16 protein-coding genes are annotated in these 13,911 nt (G+C 64.4%); 7 read left to right on the top strand and 9 right to left on the bottom strand.

Going from position 1 to position 13,911, the window contains the following annotated elements:
• Positions 1–89 precede the first annotated feature (89 nt).
• A complete protein-coding gene (gene purL / locus ABIA40_RS06195; protein ID WP_271544953.1) occupies positions 90–2,300 on the bottom strand; it encodes a phosphoribosylformylglycinamidine synthase subunit PurL in 2,211 nt (736 codons plus the stop codon).
• 186 nt (positions 2,301–2,486) lie between these two features.
• On the opposite strand from purL, the gene ABIA40_RS06190 reads away from it, so the two are divergent.
• From ABIA40_RS06190 to ABIA40_RS06180, 3 genes are all read left to right on the top strand, one after another.
• Entirely contained in the window at positions 2,487–2,966 is a 480-nt protein-coding gene (locus ABIA40_RS06190) for a PaaI family thioesterase (protein ID WP_025037294.1), read from the top strand.
• Positions 2,967–3,042: 76 nt separating this feature from the next.
• Positions 3,043–4,026, top strand: coding sequence for a DMT family transporter (locus tag ABIA40_RS06185; protein WP_271544956.1), 984 nt, complete (start codon positions 3,043–3,045; stop codon positions 4,024–4,026).
• A gap of 117 nt (positions 4,027–4,143) precedes the next feature.
• On the top strand, positions 4,144–4,812 hold the full coding sequence (locus tag ABIA40_RS06180; protein ID WP_404539887.1) for a CPBP family intramembrane glutamic endopeptidase: 669 nt from the start codon (positions 4,144–4,146) through the stop codon (positions 4,810–4,812).
• Positions 4,813–4,820: 8 nt separating this feature from the next.
• Here ABIA40_RS06180 and ABIA40_RS06175 read toward each other — a convergent pair whose 3' ends face one another.
• The gene (locus ABIA40_RS06175; RefSeq protein ID WP_404539884.1) at positions 4,821–5,564 is read right to left on the bottom strand and encodes a tetratricopeptide repeat protein; all 744 of its coding nucleotides are present in this window, start codon (positions 5,562–5,564) and stop codon (positions 4,821–4,823) included.
• Positions 5,565–5,697: 133 nt separating this feature from the next.
• The gene (locus ABIA40_RS06170) at positions 5,698–6,303 is read right to left on the bottom strand and encodes a TetR/AcrR family transcriptional regulator (RefSeq protein WP_128264536.1); all 606 of its coding nucleotides are present in this window, start codon (positions 6,301–6,303) and stop codon (positions 5,698–5,700) included.
• Between the two features lie 132 nt (positions 6,304–6,435).
• Here ABIA40_RS06170 and ABIA40_RS06165 point away from each other — a divergent pair, with 132 nt between their 5' ends.
• Positions 6,436–6,834: a RidA family protein gene (locus ABIA40_RS06165; RefSeq protein ID WP_404539881.1), complete on the top strand. Its 399-nt coding sequence runs from the start codon at positions 6,436–6,438 to the stop codon at positions 6,832–6,834.
• 45 nt (positions 6,835–6,879) lie between these two features.
• Here the strand turns inward: ABIA40_RS06165 and ABIA40_RS06160 are convergent, their stop codons facing one another.
• Positions 6,880–7,869 carry a tripartite tricarboxylate transporter substrate binding protein BugD gene (locus ABIA40_RS06160; RefSeq protein ID WP_404539878.1) on the bottom strand — a complete coding sequence of 330 codons (990 nt, stop codon included), beginning with the start codon at positions 7,867–7,869 and terminating at the stop codon, positions 6,880–6,882.
• Positions 7,866–8,567, bottom strand: coding sequence for a phosphoribosylformylglycinamidine synthase subunit PurQ (purQ, locus tag ABIA40_RS06155; protein ID WP_109143222.1), 702 nt, complete (start codon positions 8,565–8,567; stop codon positions 7,866–7,868). Before purQ ends, ABIA40_RS06160 begins: the two co-directional genes overlap by 4 nt.
• A 167-nt stretch (positions 8,568–8,734) precedes the next feature.
• On the opposite strand from purQ, the gene ABIA40_RS06150 reads away from it, so the two are divergent.
• A complete protein-coding gene (locus tag ABIA40_RS06150) occupies positions 8,735–9,751 on the top strand; it encodes a magnesium and cobalt transport protein CorA (RefSeq protein WP_271544965.1) in 1,017 nt (338 codons plus the stop codon).
• A 104-nt stretch (positions 9,752–9,855) separates the two neighbouring features.
• Here ABIA40_RS06150 and purS read toward each other — a convergent pair whose 3' ends face one another.
• A complete protein-coding gene (gene purS, locus ABIA40_RS06145) occupies positions 9,856–10,098 on the bottom strand; it encodes a phosphoribosylformylglycinamidine synthase subunit PurS (protein ID WP_028137374.1) in 243 nt (80 codons plus the stop codon).
• 14 nt (positions 10,099–10,112) lie between these two features.
• On the bottom strand, positions 10,113–10,880 hold the full coding sequence (gene purC, locus ABIA40_RS06140; RefSeq protein ID WP_172782948.1) for a phosphoribosylaminoimidazolesuccinocarboxamide synthase: 768 nt from the start codon (positions 10,878–10,880) through the stop codon (positions 10,113–10,115).
• A 320-nt stretch (positions 10,881–11,200) separates the two neighbouring features.
• On the opposite strand from purC, the gene ABIA40_RS06135 reads away from it, so the two are divergent.
• The gene (locus tag ABIA40_RS06135; protein WP_157280749.1) at positions 11,201–11,524 is read left to right on the top strand and encodes a DUF1476 domain-containing protein; all 324 of its coding nucleotides are present in this window, start codon (positions 11,201–11,203) and stop codon (positions 11,522–11,524) included.
• Positions 11,525–11,529: 5 nt separating this feature from the next.
• On the opposite strand, the gene ABIA40_RS06130 is transcribed toward ABIA40_RS06135, so the two are convergent.
• Complete coding sequence (locus ABIA40_RS06130; protein WP_271544968.1) at positions 11,530–12,627, bottom strand: LysR family transcriptional regulator; 1,098 nt, start codon at positions 12,625–12,627, stop codon at positions 11,530–11,532.
• Here ABIA40_RS06130 and ABIA40_RS06125 point away from each other — a divergent pair.
• Positions 12,608–13,435: an oxaloacetate decarboxylase gene (locus ABIA40_RS06125; RefSeq protein ID WP_271544970.1), complete on the top strand. Its 828-nt coding sequence runs from the start codon at positions 12,608–12,610 to the stop codon at positions 13,433–13,435. The genes ABIA40_RS06130 and ABIA40_RS06125 overlap by 20 nt on opposite strands.
• Here the strand turns inward: ABIA40_RS06125 and cynS are convergent.
• Positions 13,422–13,910, bottom strand: a complete 489-nt coding sequence (cynS, locus tag ABIA40_RS06120) for a cyanase (RefSeq protein ID WP_025037304.1) — start codon at positions 13,908–13,910, stop codon at positions 13,422–13,424. The two genes, ABIA40_RS06125 and cynS, sit on opposite strands and share 14 nt — an antisense overlap.
• Between the last annotated feature and the right edge of the window lies 1 nt (position 13,911).

Genomic DNA, 13,911 nt, shown 5'->3' with positions numbered 1-13,911 from the left:
CAGCGCAATTCGGGACCTTGCCACAAGTGATAGGGTCCCGGATTACGCTGCGCTCCATCCGGGCTACAGATCTGATTTGCGGCAGCGCCTTACGCCGCCTTCCCGCCCATATATTCCGGCAGCCAGCGCTCGAACGAGGTCCGCAGCGTGTCGATCGCAACCGGCGCTTCGCCGGCGATCGCGATGGCATCGCCGCCGGTGGTGCCGATGCGCACGCAAGGCACCTCGCAGCCGCGCATCTTGGCGAGCACGCGGCCGGCTTCGGTTTCCGGCACGGTGACGAGATAGCGCGCCTGGTCCTCGCCGAACCAATAGGCCTGCGGCACCAGCGCAGTCGGCGCCGCCAGCAGCTTGGCGCCGATGCCGCCCGCCATCGCCATCTCGGCCAGCGCGATCAGAAGGCCGCCGTCCGACAAATCATGCACCGCAGTCGCGGTGCCCGCATGGATCATGCCGCGCACGCAATCGCCGTTGCGCTTCTCGGCCGCAAGATCGACCGGTGGCGGCGCCCCCTCCTCGCGGCCGCAGATGTCGCGCAGATAGACCGACTGGCCGAGCCAGCCATGGGTCTCGCCGATCAAGAGGATCGCCTCGCCCTCGGCCTTGAAGGCGAGCGACGCCGACTTGGTGAAATCGTCGAGCAGGCCGACACCGCCGATCGAGGGCGTCGGCAGGATCGCGCGGCCGTTGGTCTCGTTGTAGAGCGAGACGTTGCCGGACACGACCGGGAAGTCCAGCGTGCGGCAGGCTTCCGAAATGCCCTTCAGGCAGCCGACGAACTGGCCCATGATCTCGGGCCGCTCAGGGTTGCCGAAGTTGAGATTGTCGGTGATCGCGAGCGGCTTGCCGCCGACGGCGGTGATGTTGCGCCAGGCTTCGGCGACGGCCTGCATCCCGCCTTGATAAGGATCGGCCTCGCAATAGCGCGGCGTGACGTCGACAGTGAGCGCGAGGCCCTTCGGCCCATCCTGCACGCGCACCACGGCCGCATCGCCGCCGGGACGCTGCATGGTGTTGCCGAGGATGACGTGGTCGTATTGCTCCCAGACCCAGCGCTTCGAGCACATATCAGGCGTGCCGATCAGCTTCTCCAGCGCAGCTCCAAGGCCCATGGGTGCCGGCACGTCGCGGGCATGCACGACCGGCAGCGCTGTGGACGGGACGTGCGGGCGGTCATAGACCGGCGCCTCGTCGCCAAGCTCCTTGATCGGCAAATCGGCCATGACATCGCCGCCATGCTTGACCACGAAGCGCTTGCTCGGCGTGGTGTAGCCGACCACGGCGAAGTCGAGGCCCCACTTCTTGAAGATCGCCTCGGCTTCCTTCTCCTTCTCGGGCTTGAGCACCATGAGCATGCGCTCCTGGCTCTCCGAGAGCATCATCTCGTAGGCGCTCATGCCGGTCTCGCGGGTCGGCACCGCATCGAGGTCGAGGTCGACGCCGAGATCGCCCTTGGCGCCCATCTCCACCGCCGAGCAGGTCAGGCCCGCCGCGCCCATGTCCTGGATCGCGATGACGCAGCCCTTTTCCATGATCTCGAGGCAGGCCTCTAACAGCAGCTTCTCGGCGAAGGGATCGCCGACCTGCACGGTCGGGCGCTTCTCCTCGGACTTGTCGTCGAACTCGGCCGAAGCCATCGAGGCGCCGTGGATGCCGTCGCGGCCGGTCTTGGAGCCGAGATAGACGATCGGCATGTTCACGCCGGAGGCCGCCGCATAGAAGATCTTGTCAGAATCGGCGAGGCCCACCGCCATGGCATTGACGAGGATGTTGCCGTCGTAGCGGGTGTGGAAGCGTACCTGGCCGCCCACCGTCGGAACGCCGAAGGAATTGCCGTAGCCGCCGACGCCCGCCACCACGCCGGAGACGAGATGCCGCGTCTTCGGGTGCTCGGGCGCACCGAAGCTCAGCGCATTGAGGCAGGCGATCGGGCGCGCGCCCATGGTGAAGACGTCGCGCAGGATGCCGCCGACGCCGGTGGTCGCGCCCTGATACGGCTCGATATAGCTCGGATGGTTGTGGCTCTCCATCTTGAAGACCACAGCCTGGCCGTCGCCGATGTCGATCACGCCGGCGTTCTCGCCGGGGCCCTGGATCACCCAGGGCGCCTTGGTCGGCAGGCCGCGCAGATGGATGCGCGAGGATTTGTACGAGCAATGCTCGTTCCACATCGCCGAGAAGATGCCGAGCTCGGTGAAGGTCGGCTCCCGCCCGATCAGCTTCAGGATGCGCTCATACTCGTCGGGCTTGAGCCCGTGGGCGGCAACCAGTTCGGGGGTGATCTTGGGTTCATTCTTCATGGATTCGAGGCTTTCGGCGGCGGTTTGGCCGTTCTTAGGAACATCGGACGGCTTCGAAAAGCCCTTTATGGCGCATTTTCCCGCTGTCCCACGTTTTGCGCCGGCAGGGCCGGCGGGAACGGGAATTGCGCGGCGCGGTCGGATCGGATTTAAGGTCTAAAGACCCGCAATTGAAGGCCTATTTCCTTGCACGAATTGACCAAAGCGCCCCCGCCGCGCCGCCCCGACCTCCATGTCGCCACCGAGGGCGAATTTGTGGGCTGGCGGACCTGGATTCGCGACAGTTTTGAGTCCCATGTCGGCCCCTTCTGGCACCGGATCGAGGCGGACGGCAGCGTCCGCAGCGCCTTCCGCGTCGAGAAGAAGCACCTCAACGGCTCCGGCAACGTCCATGGCGGCTGCTACATGGCCTTTGCCGACTATTCGCTGTTTGCGATCGCCACCCATGTCCTGGACAGCCGGGCGGTGACGACCAATTTCGCCTGTGAATTCCTCGATGCGGCACGCGAGGGCGAGCTGATCGAATGCACCGGCGAGGTGACCCGCGCCGGCGGCTCGCTGATCTTCCTGCGCGGCAAGATGATGTCCGGCGAGCGCCTGCTGCTCACCTTTTCCGGCACGATCAAGCGGATGAAGCGGAAGGCACTCCCTCAGCCAAACGCATAGCTCGACGCCTTCCCTTTTCGCGCCCCCTCGCCCAGACTTCCCACCAAGCGCTTTCGCGCCGGGGAGCAAGAACAAGGTGCCGCAGAGCACATCCGAGGCGGGTCGCGCGAGGCCGGCCGCATCATCGCCGTTGCCGTCCATCGCCACCGGCGCACGCAACTGGCGCGATTATGCGCTGCTGCTGGCGCTCGCCTGCTGCTGGAGCTCCACCTATCCGCTGACCAAGCTGGCGCTTCCCACGATCCCACCCATCACCTTCATCTCGGCGCGCTCGCTGATCGCCGCCGCCTTCCTGTTCGCGATCCTGTGGATGCGCGGCACCAGGATCCCCACCGACGCAAAAGCCTGGAAGCTGTTCGCGACCCAGCAACTGATCAACTCGACCTTCCCGTTCCTGATCATCACCTGGTCGCAGCAATATGTGCCGGCCTCGAACACGGTTGTGCTGGCCTCGACCACGCCGATCTTCGCCTTCCTGATCACCTCGCTGATCACGCGGCACGAGCCAGCGACACTGCTCAAGCTCACTGGTGCGATTTTGGGACTCGCCGGCACCGTCGCTATCGTCGGGCTCGATGCGCTGCGCGGCTTCGGTAGCGAGATCGTGGCGGAGATCGCGATCCTGCTCGCCACCATCTCCTTTGCCTGCGCGACGATCTTCGGCCTCCGCCTGTCCGAATACGATCCGATGGTGGTGGCAGCCGGCTCGCTGCTGTTCGGCGGCCTCGTGCTGCTGCCGCCCTCACTACTGATCGACCAGCCCTGGACACTGCAGCCCACGCCGACCGCGATCATCGCCACCATCGTCATGGGCATCGTTTCGAGCGCGCTCGGCCTGATGTTGTTCTATGTCTGCCTCGGCCGCCTCGGCACGCTGACGACGAACGCCCAAGGCTATTTGCGCATCCCGATCGGCGTCGGCCTCTCGGTGCTGCTGCTCGGCGAGAGCGTGCCGTCGAACCTCGCACTGGGGTTATTGCTGGTGATGGCCGGTGTTGCGGCGATGACGGTGCCGGCGGAGGTGTATAAGCGGTGGTCGGGGCGGGTGCGCGGGCTCTGAGCGCTAACGCAACGAGGCGCACGGAGGCACAGTCACAACCTGATTGACACATGTTGGACGAATGTGAGGTAGTCGCGCGCAAGCCTGTCGTGACGCATCCCTCCCTCAAGGCCCAGCATGGAAAGTCGTTCTCCGGCCGCCATTGGTGATTCAAAAACCGATCGCGTGCCCAGCGTCTGGTGGTTCGCACTCGCGCTTGTCCCGCACTTTGCATCCCAGCTCATGCGACTGCATCAGCACACTGCAGCGGGTTGGCTTGTCTGGGACTACGCCGGCCGGATCGCCGCTCTGGCCATTCTTGCGGTGATTCCAGCAGCACGGACCGTTGCCTATCGACGCGAGCAACGCCGAATTTCCTTTCTCGAGATCGGCGTCTGGATCGCAGGAATTGCGCTGCTGGACCGCTTCGGTCAGTGGCCGCAGCATCTCATCAATGCAGCACTTCCGGCTACCGTCATTGGCAAGTATCCGCAGCCGACCGGCTGGCTTAATGTCTTCGATCTCGTCGTTGGCCTCGCGCTGGTCGCGGCCAGCGAAGAGATCATCTTCAGGCGATTGCTTCGGAACGCATCGCAGCCTTACGTGGGTGATGGAGTCGTCGCCATCCTCATCACGTCGCTCGTCTTCGGCGCCTATCATTGGTGGGCCGGGATCGGAAACATCCTGCTCTCTGCAACAATCGGCATCCTTTTCATGGTGATGTACCGGCGCTCAGGCGCGCTTTGGCCGGTTATGCTCGTGCACTACCTGGTTGACCTGATCGCCTTCTCTGGAGTTTGGCGTTGAGGTAGCGATCAGCGTGACGCCGACAATTGCTTCTCGGCGATGTTGAGCCACTCCGCCTGCGCCTTGCGTAGATATTTCGGCGCGCGCCGCATCTGGATCAGGAGCTCGTTGAAGACCATGCGCGCCTCTGCGGTGCGGCCGACCGTTTGCAGCAGCATGCCGTAGCGCACCCGCGCCTCGGCGCCGGGGAAGTAACCGGCGAGCGCGTGATATTCCTCCAGCGCCTCGTCGACACGTCCGACCTCGGCGAGCGCGCGGGCATAGAGCAGATGCGCGTCGGCGGAATCGAAATCGGGCCATTGCTTCTGCAGATCGTCCAGCGTCGCCAGCGCATCGGCTGGGCGGCTGGCGGCAAATTGCGCCTGCGCCCTGCGCAGCGCGTAGGCAGGATCGTGGCCCATCGGCAGCTTCAGGATGTGATCATAGTGCGCTTCAGCTTCGCCGAACCGGCCGATATTCGCGCACTCTTCCGCCAGCGCCGCGCGGTTGGCGATGGTGTCGGTGCCGGCGAGTTGGTCGGACAGCTCGCGATAGCGCTTCTCGGGATCGAGGCGATTGGCGACACGCTGGCGCGCCTGCCGGGCACCGGGGCTGGAAAACCATTCGGGAATGAGCTCGACCGCGATATAGGCGATCGCGCCCATCATCGGCACCAGCAGGATGATGAAGGCCCAGGGCCGCAACCGTCCGGTTCGCGAGGCGTGATAGATCAACGTGATGTCGAGCAGCAGAACGACCAAAGCAACAGGCATGTGACATCCGGACAGCCGGCCTCCTGATATCGCAATCGAACCAATAAAACAACTTTGAGTTGCCTCGACCGGCAAAAATCAGCGAACCCGGACGCGCGCCGTAATGGTGACGAGGAGTCAGTCGCCGCAAAACCTATGCAGGTTCACGCGCCTCGCGTAGCAATCCACTCGCCAGCGCTCGAAACGCGTCGACGGCCTTGCTCAGCACATTCTTGGGATCGTCGGCTGCCGCGACCCACAAGGCGGCGCTGAGCGCAGCCCCGTTCAGCAACCGCCCCGCCGCTTCGACATCGACCGGCTTCACGATTCCCTCCTCGATCAGCGCACGGATCGTTCGCATGGTGATATCGAGACAGGCGTTCTCGCCGGGCCATTTGGAGGGATCGCCGAGCACCGCAGGTCCATCCAGAAGCATGATGCGCTGAATCTCGGGTTCGAGCGCCATCTCGATATAGGCGCTTCCCTCCGCGAGCAGGCCCAGCCACGGGCTGGGCGCTTGCTCCCGGACGATGCGGAGCCGCTCCGCCATTTCACCGTCGATCTGCTCGACAACGGCCCAGAGCAGCCCCTTCTTGTCTTCGAAGTTGTGATACAGCGCGCCCCGCGTCAGACCGACGGCCGCAGTGAGTTCGTCCATCGACGCGTCTGCATAGCCCTGCGTGGCAAATGCCGCGCGTGCGGCGCGGATGAGCCTGGCCCGATTTTCCGCCATGGCCGCTGCGCGCTTTCCCTTTGCCATGCTCCCTGGCCCCTCTTGACATACGCCTCGTATGTAAATTATCACATACGAACCGTATATGAAATGGGCTTGAAACGCCACCCGTGGAACGCCCCGTTCCACCCGCTCCCGATCCGATGAAAGGTTCCTGACATGGCCCAGCGAGAGGCAATCTTCCCCGCGAACCGCCACGCGCTCTATCAACAGCATCGCTACTCCGCAGCGATCCGCTCCGGTGACCTGCTGTTCGTGTCGGGGCAGGTCGGCAGCCGCGAGGACGGCTCACCCGAGCCGGTATTCGAGGACCAGGTCCGGCGCGCATTCGCCAATTTGCGTGCCGTGCTCGCCGCTGGTGGATGCACGTTGGACGATGTTGTCGATGTCACCACGTTCCACACCGATCCGGCGAGCCAGATCGAGACGGTGATGGCCGTTCGCGCCGAGGAGATCGGCGGACCGCCCTATCCGAACTGGACGGCCGTCGGCGTGAACTGGCTTGCCGGCTTCGACTTCGAGATCAAGGTCATCGCCCGCATTCCTGTGCTCCAGTAAGCCTTCCGGGCGGCCATACGCCGGCCGCCACCAGGGTTGAGCAGGCTACTTGTTGGCGTCGTCCGCGAGCATCTTCCGGTATTTCTCGACGTCGCGCGTCACGAGCTTTTGCAGCACATCGGGCGCGTGCTCGTCGGCATCGGGCGCGACGGTCGACAGATCCGCGAAGCGCTTCTTCACCGCTTCGGTCTCGACGGCCGTGCGCGCCGCGGCATTCAGCTTGGCGATCACGGCCGGCGACGTGCCCTTGGGCGCGAACAGGCCGTTCCAGCCTTGTGCCTCGAACTCGGGCAGGCCGGCTTCCGCCGAGGTCGGCAGATCCGGCAGCGTGGCGAGCCGAACGGTCGAGCCGACCACGAGGCCCTTCACCAGCTTGTCGTTGATCGACTGCGACACCGAGGCGGCCGCGTCGCAGACGCCGTCGATCTGGCCGCCGACCGCGTCGGTCAGCGCCGGCGCGGCGCCGCGATAGCCGATCAGCGTCGCGTCGATCCCGGCTGCTGTGACGAAGCTTTTGCAGATCAGATAGTTCGAGGAGCCGACGCCGGCATGGCCGAGATTGATCTTGCCCGGATTGGCCTTGGCATAGGCAATGAACTCTTTCAGGTCCTTCGCAGGAAAGTCCTTGCGCAGCGCGATGATGCCGAACGTCTTCGCCACCATCGCGATCGGCACGAAGGAATCAGGCGTGAACGGCAGTTTTGGATAGATCGTGTAGGTCGCGGCATTGGTGCCGGCATTGCCGATCGCAATCGTATACCCATCCGGCTCGGCGCGGGAGGCCCGCGCCAGCGCGGTCGAGCCGCCGGCACCGGCAACATTCTCGATGACGATGGTCTGGCCGAGCGCGATGCCCATCTGCTCGGCCACCGCGCGCGCGATCACGTCCGAGGTGCCGCCGGCCGCGAACGGCACGATCATGGTGATGGGACGCTTGGGATAATCCTGCGCGGATGCGCAAGTCGCTACCGAAAATGTCGCGAACGCCAGCGCCGCGATCGCGGCGAGCGCACGCTTCACCACGAACGAGATCACGCGGCTTTTTCCAGATGCTGGGCGAGACCGGCGAACAGGCCACGGCCGTCGGTGCAGCCCATGATATCTTCGACGTGGTTTTCCGGATGCGGCATCATGCCGAGCACGTTGCCCCGGTCGTTGACGATGCCGGCGATCGAATGCGCCGCGCCGTTGATGTTGTTGAAATCGTCGACTTCGCCGGCAGCGGAGCAGTAGCGATAGAGCACCCGCCCCTCGCCTTCGAGCCGCTTGATGGTCTCTTCGTCCGCCTCGTAATTGCCCTCGCCATGGGCAACCGGCACGCGGATCACCTGGCCGGCATTGTAGCCGCGGGTGAACGGCGTGTCGGAGCGCTCGACGCGCAGATGCACGTCGCGGCAGATGAATTTCAGCCGCGCATTGCGCATCAACACGCCCGGCAAGAGGCCGGACTCGCAGAGGATCTGGAAACCATTGCAGACGCCGAGCACGAGGCCGCCCTTGGCCGCATAGTCGCGCACCGCATCCATCACCGGCGCACGCGCCGCGATCGCGCCACAGCGCAGATAATCGCCGTAGGAGAAACCGCCGGGCACGACGACGAGATCGGTGCCTGATGGCAGCGAGGTCTCGGCGTGCCAGACCATCGCGGGCTCGCTGCCGGAGATCAGCCTCAACGCGCGCGCCATGTCGCGCTCGCGGTTGATTCCGGGAAAGACGAGGATGGCGGCTTTCATGGCAGGGGTTCCGACGCGGCTGGGAATCGAAGCTGGCCAACGGGCCAATTCGCGAACAGACATAACCATTTGACGGGGATTTTACCAGTGCTAGCGTTGCGGAGCGCCCTTGTACACAGGCCATAGCCACGCGCCTTTGGCCGCTCGATTTGCCCGGGATTGAAGCCATGAACGTCCCGTCGCTGCCCGCGTCCCTCTCCGAACCGGTATCCGCCGAGGGCGTCGTCGCCGCCGGCGCTTATGTCGACGGCCGCAGAGTCGCCAATATCGCCATCAGCGAGGCCTCGAGCTGGCGAGCCAAGCCCGGCCATGTCGTGTGGATCGGACTGCACGAGCCCGACATGGCGCTGCTCGGCGCGGTGCAGAAGCAGTTCGACCTGCACGATCTCGCCATCGAGGACGCCAACCACGCCCATCAGCGGCCCAAGATCGAGCAATATGGCGAGGCCCTGTTCATCGTCGCGCGCACCGCGCAGCTGATCGAGGGCCGCATCGCCTTCGGCGAGACCCACATCTTCGTCGGCGAAGGTTATCTGGTCTCGGTTCGCCACGGCGCTTCGACCTCCTACACGCCGGTGCGCGAACGCTGCGAAAGCTGCCCGCGGGCGCTCGCGCGCGGCGAGGACTACATCCTCTACGCCATCCTCGATTTCATCGTCGACAATTACTCGCCCGTGCTGGAGAGCATCCACGACGAGATCGAAGGCATCGAGGACGACGTGCTCTCCAAGCAGATCAGCAAGGCGCAGATCGAGCGGCTCTACATGCTGCGACGCGACCTCTTGCGGCTCAGGACCGCAATCGGACCGCTGGTGGAGGTCTGCCGCCGGCTGGAGCACGACGAGTTGTCGATGGTGCGCAAGGCCATGCAGCCGCTATTCCGCGACGTCACCGACCACGTCCGCAACATCCAGGAGCGCATCGATTCTATGCGCGAGGTGCTGGCCTTTGCTTTCGAGGCGAGCCTGCTCGTCGGCCAGGCCCAGGAGACGGCGGTGTCCAAGAAGCTCGCATCCTGGCTCGCCATCATCGCGGTCCCGACCGCGCTCGCCGGCATCTACGGCATGAACTTCAAGCACATGCCGGAGCTGGAGTGGGAGTACGGCTACTTCATGCTGCTCGGCGTGATGCTGACCGCGTGCGGCTCGCTGTACTGGCGTTTTCGGCGGGCGGGATGGCTGTGAGTATGTTGCCTTGTAGCCCGGATGAAGCGAAGCGCAATCCGGGGCAGTGCCACCGCGGATAGACCCGGATTCCGCTTCGCTCCATCCGGGCTACAGGCGCGGGTCTAGCTGAGCAGCTCGACCCGGTAATTCTCGATCACGGTGTTCGCCAAGAGCTTGTCGGCGGCCTCCTTCAGCGCCGCCTCCGCCTTGGCCTTGTCGGCGCCGGCGAGCTCGATGTCGAACACCTTGCCCTGGCGGACGCTGGCGACGCCGTCGACGCCGAGCGACTTCAGCGCGCCTTCGATGGCCTTGCCCTGCGGATCGAGGATGCCCGTCTTCAGGGTAACGGTGACACGTGCCTTCACGTCAAAAGTCCTCTTCAGCTCTTCACCAGCACCGGGCCGGTGCCCTGGGGACGCTCGTTTTCCATGAGGATGCCGAGACGCTTTGCAACTTCCGTGTAGGCCTCGAGCAGGCCGCCGAGATCCCTGCGGAAACGATCCTTGTCGAGCTTCTCGTTCGACTTGATGTCCCACAGCCGGCAGCTGTCCGGCGAGATCTCGTCGGCGACGATGATGCGCATCATCTCGTTCTCGAACAGGCGCCCGCACTCCATCTTGAAGTCGACGAGGCGGATGCCGATGCCGAGGAAGAGGCCGGTGAGGAAGTCGTTGACGCGGATGGCGAGCGCCATGATGTCGTCGATCTCCTGCGGCGTCGCCCAGCCGAAGGCGGTGATGTGCTCTTCCGACACCATGGGGTCGTTGAGCTGGTCGTTCTTGTAATAGAACTCGATGATCGAGCGCGGCAGCTGCGTGCCCTCCTCTATGCCGAGGCGCTGCGACAGCGAGCCGGCGGCGACGTTTCGCACCACAACCTCCAGCGGCACGATCTCGACCTCGCGAATCAACTGCTCGCGCATGTTGAGGCGGCGGATGAAATGGGTCGGCACCCCGATGTCGTTGAGGTGCTGAAACAGGTACTCCGAGATCCGGTTGTTGAGGACGCCCTTGCCCTCGATCACCTGATGCTTTTTCGCATTGAACGCGGTGGCGTCGTCCTTGAAGTGCTGGATCAGGGTACCGGGCTCGGGGCCTTCGTAAAGAACCTTTGCCTTGCCTTCATAAATGCGACGCCGACGGCTCATGGGGATGTACCGTGTTTTGTTGAAATCCATGAATTTGGTGTGCTCCGGTTGACTAGGATTACGACCCACAGCGGAGCTGCCGTGAACGGCCAGGAACCCACCTATAACCCGTTGGAAACAGAACGGGAACCAAGCCTTAGGCAACCTATCCGATTGGCTGTCCGAGCACAATCGATCCGGCCGTCCGGCACCAACTTATACCGTCTTGCCTGCGGCTTAACGGCCCGTTGTTTTGCCGATTCGTGCTATCTATGTAGGCATGCAGCCGGGTCGCCGCAACGGAAGGCTCCCGCTCCATTCAGCGAGGATTTGGAACAGGCATGAGCGAGTTCGACAAACGCCAGGAAGGCTTCGAGAAGAAGTACGCCCTCGACGAGGAGCAGAAGTTCAAGGCGGAGGCCCGCCGCAACCGGCTGCTCGGCCTGTGGGCAGCCGAGAAGCTCGGAATCACGGGTGATGCCGCCACCGCCTATGCCAAGGAGGTCGTCGCGGCCGATTTCGAGGAGGCCGGCGATGCCGACGTCCTACGCAAGCTGACGGCCGATTTCGCCGCCAAGAACGTTGTCGTCACCGAGCAGACGATTCGCGCCAAGATGAGCGAGTTGCTCGCGGTCGCCGCCGCCGAGGTGAAGGCGGGGAAATAATCGAGTCAACCGACCCGCCGGCGCGCAATAGCCTTGCGCGCCGGCGTTCTTCTTCTGCCTTCCCGCGTGGTCGAGACATTCGGCCCGGCATAGTTGCGGCGGATGGTTTCGAGCAGGCGCTCTGCGGCGGCGCTCAAAAACCCGCCACGACGCGTGACGAGGATGATATCCTGGTGCGCATCAAGGTCGCCCACGGCGACCGTCGCGATCGAGCCCGCACGCAGCTCCTCCGCCACATGGCTTTTTGCCAGCAGTGCAAGACCGAAGCCCGATTCCACCAGCCGCTTCTGCGCAGTGAGGCTGTCCACGGCCGTCCATTCCACCTCGCCAAGTCCCCGCGTCAGAAACAGCGCGAACACGTGAGCCGCGGCAATCTCGCGGCGTCCGCGAATCTCGGGGAATGCGATCCAGCGCTCCCCACCAAGCTCGGCGAGGCGTTTCACACGCTGTCCGGCGCGAGGATGGTCTGGCGCACAGACCACTTGCAACGATTCGCGCAGGACCTGCTCGCAGGCGAGATCGCCGGAGCCGTCGGCGTTGTAGCGCAGGCCTATCGTGGCCTCGCCGCGCCGGATGAGATCGCTGACCTCCGCGCTGGTCGCCGTCCGCAAGCTCAGCACGACGGCGGGATGCTCCTTGGCAAACCGCTTCATGATGGTCGAGAGGCGGCTGTCAGCGAGCGTCCCGGTCACGGCCAGCGAAACCGGCCCTGCATTCTGCTTGGTCAGTGCGCGGATCGCCTGTTCGGCATCCTGCGCCGCGGCCACTGCGCGCTCGGCATAGGGGATCAGCACGCGCCCGGCATCGCTGAGTCGCGTGCGGCCTGCCACCCGCTCGAACAGGGGAACGCCGAGTTCCTGCTCCAAGAGAGCGATACGGCGCGAAATCGCCGGCTGCGAGCGGTGCAGGAATTTCGCGGCATGCGAAATCCCACCTCTGCGATGAACCGCCAGGAAGGTGTTGAGGGCGTCACTGTCCATCGCGACCTCATGCAAAAAGCTGATGATATCTGACAGAATAACAAATTTGGCGGATGACGGAAGTGCGCCTAAAGCTCGTTGGGACGGACAATGGAGACGAGCCATGACGAGCCAGTTGGACAAGGCGAGAGCGTTTCGCGCGTTGCACGAGCGGCCCAGTGCCTTCATCATTCCTAATCCTTGGGATGCCGGCACCGCCAAGCTGCTCGCGGCGATGGGCTTCGAAGCCCTGGCCACGACGAGCCTCGGGGTCGCCAATATGTTCGGCAGCAGCGGCGTCAGCCTCGACTTCATCCTCGCCAACGCGCGCGCGATCGTCGAAGCCACCGACCTGCCCGTCAGCGTCGACCTCGAGAATTGCGGCGCACATGAGCCGAGAGGCGCCGCCGAAGCTATTCGGCGTGCCGCAGACACCGGCGCGGTGGGCGGCTCGATCGAGGATTTCAGCGGCGATCGCGATCGCCCGATCTACGACTTCGCCCACGCCGTCGAGCGCGTCCAGGCCGCGGTAGAGGTGGCACGCGCGCTGCCCATTCCGTTCACGCTGACGGCGCGGGCCGAGAACTTCCTGCACGGCCGCAAGGACATCGACGATACGATCCGCCGCCTGCAGGCCTTCGAGGCCGCTGGCGCCGACGTCCTCTATGCGCCGGGCCTGTACGATCTCGCCACGATCAGGACGGTGGCGTCCTCGCTGGGCAAGCCGTTCAACCACGTGATGGGCTTTGCCGACCCGACGCTAACCGTCGAGCAATTGTCCGCCGCCGGCGTCAAGCGCATCAGCGTCGGCGGAGCCATGTCGCGCTACGCGCTCGCAGCGTTCCTGAACTGCGCGCGCGAGATGAAGGACAAGGGGTCCTTCACCTACATCCGCGAGATGGCGTCGGTCGGCGAGCTGCGCGCCGCCTTCGCCGCGGTCACTCCTCCTTGAAGCCGTACTCCGGCACGTTGCCGCTGGCGCCGTAATATTTATACGGCAGGAACTTGCCGCTCATGGTGATCTTGACGCGGTCGCCTTTGGGGTTGGCGACGCGTTCGATTCCCATGTCGAAGTCGATCGCCGACATGATGCCGTCGCCGAACTCCTCCTCGATCAGCGCCTTCCAGGCCGGACCGTTCACCATCACCATCTCGTAGAAGCGGTAGATCAGCGGGTCGGTCGGCGGCATCGGCGTGCCGGTGCCGCGCATCGGCACCTCGTTGAGCATCGCAACTTCCGCCTTCGACAGGCCGAACAGCTCGCCGGCATTGGCAGCCTGGGGCTTCGTCAGCTTCATCTGGCCCATGATCGCCCCGACGATCAGCACTTCGGAATAGCCGCCGATCTTTTCGCAGATGTGTTTCCAGCTCCAGCCCTTCTCGCGCTTGATGTCGAGCAGCTTCTCGGTGAGGTCTTCGCGTTTCATT

It is taken from the genome of Bradyrhizobium sp. USDA 223 (genome assembly GCF_044909005.1).
GTDB lineage: Bacteria > Pseudomonadota > Alphaproteobacteria > Rhizobiales > Xanthobacteraceae > Bradyrhizobium > Bradyrhizobium yuanmingense.
This window is presented reverse-complemented; position numbering and strand designations above follow the sequence as displayed.

Bases quoted from the DNA above. Each gene is read 5' to 3' on its own strand.
- ABIA40_RS06135 (WP_157280749.1), top strand. From the start codon at position 11,201: ATGAGCGAGTTCGACAAACGCCAGGAAGGCTTCGAGAAGAAGTACGCC.
- purQ (WP_109143222.1), bottom strand. From the start codon at position 8,567: ATGAAAGCCGCCATCCTCGTCTTTCCCGGAATCAACCGCGAGCGCGAC.
- ABIA40_RS06180 (WP_404539887.1), top strand. From the start codon at position 4,144: ATGGAAAGTCGTTCTCCGGCCGCCATTGGTGATTCAAAAACCGATCGC.
- ABIA40_RS06175 (WP_404539884.1), bottom strand. From the start codon at position 5,564: ATGCCTGTTGCTTTGGTCGTTCTGCTGCTCGACATCACGTTGATCTAT.
- purL (WP_271544953.1), bottom strand. From the start codon at position 2,300: ATGAAGAATGAACCCAAGATCACCCCCGAACTGGTTGCCGCCCACGGG.
- ABIA40_RS06150 (WP_271544965.1), top strand. From the start codon at position 8,735: ATGAACGTCCCGTCGCTGCCCGCGTCCCTCTCCGAACCGGTATCCGCC.
- ABIA40_RS06170 (WP_128264536.1), bottom strand. From the start codon at position 6,303: ATGGCAAAGGGAAAGCGCGCAGCGGCCATGGCGGAAAATCGGGCCAGG.
- ABIA40_RS06165 (WP_404539881.1), top strand. From the start codon at position 6,436: ATGGCCCAGCGAGAGGCAATCTTCCCCGCGAACCGCCACGCGCTCTAT.
- cynS (WP_025037304.1), bottom strand. From the start codon at position 13,910: ATGAAACGCGAAGACCTCACCGAGAAGCTGCTCGACATCAAGCGCGAG.
- ABIA40_RS06125 (WP_271544970.1), top strand. From the start codon at position 12,608: ATGACGAGCCAGTTGGACAAGGCGAGAGCGTTTCGCGCGTTGCACGAG.
- purC (WP_172782948.1), bottom strand. From the start codon at position 10,880: ATGAGCCGTCGGCGTCGCATTTATGAAGGCAAGGCAAAGGTTCTTTAC.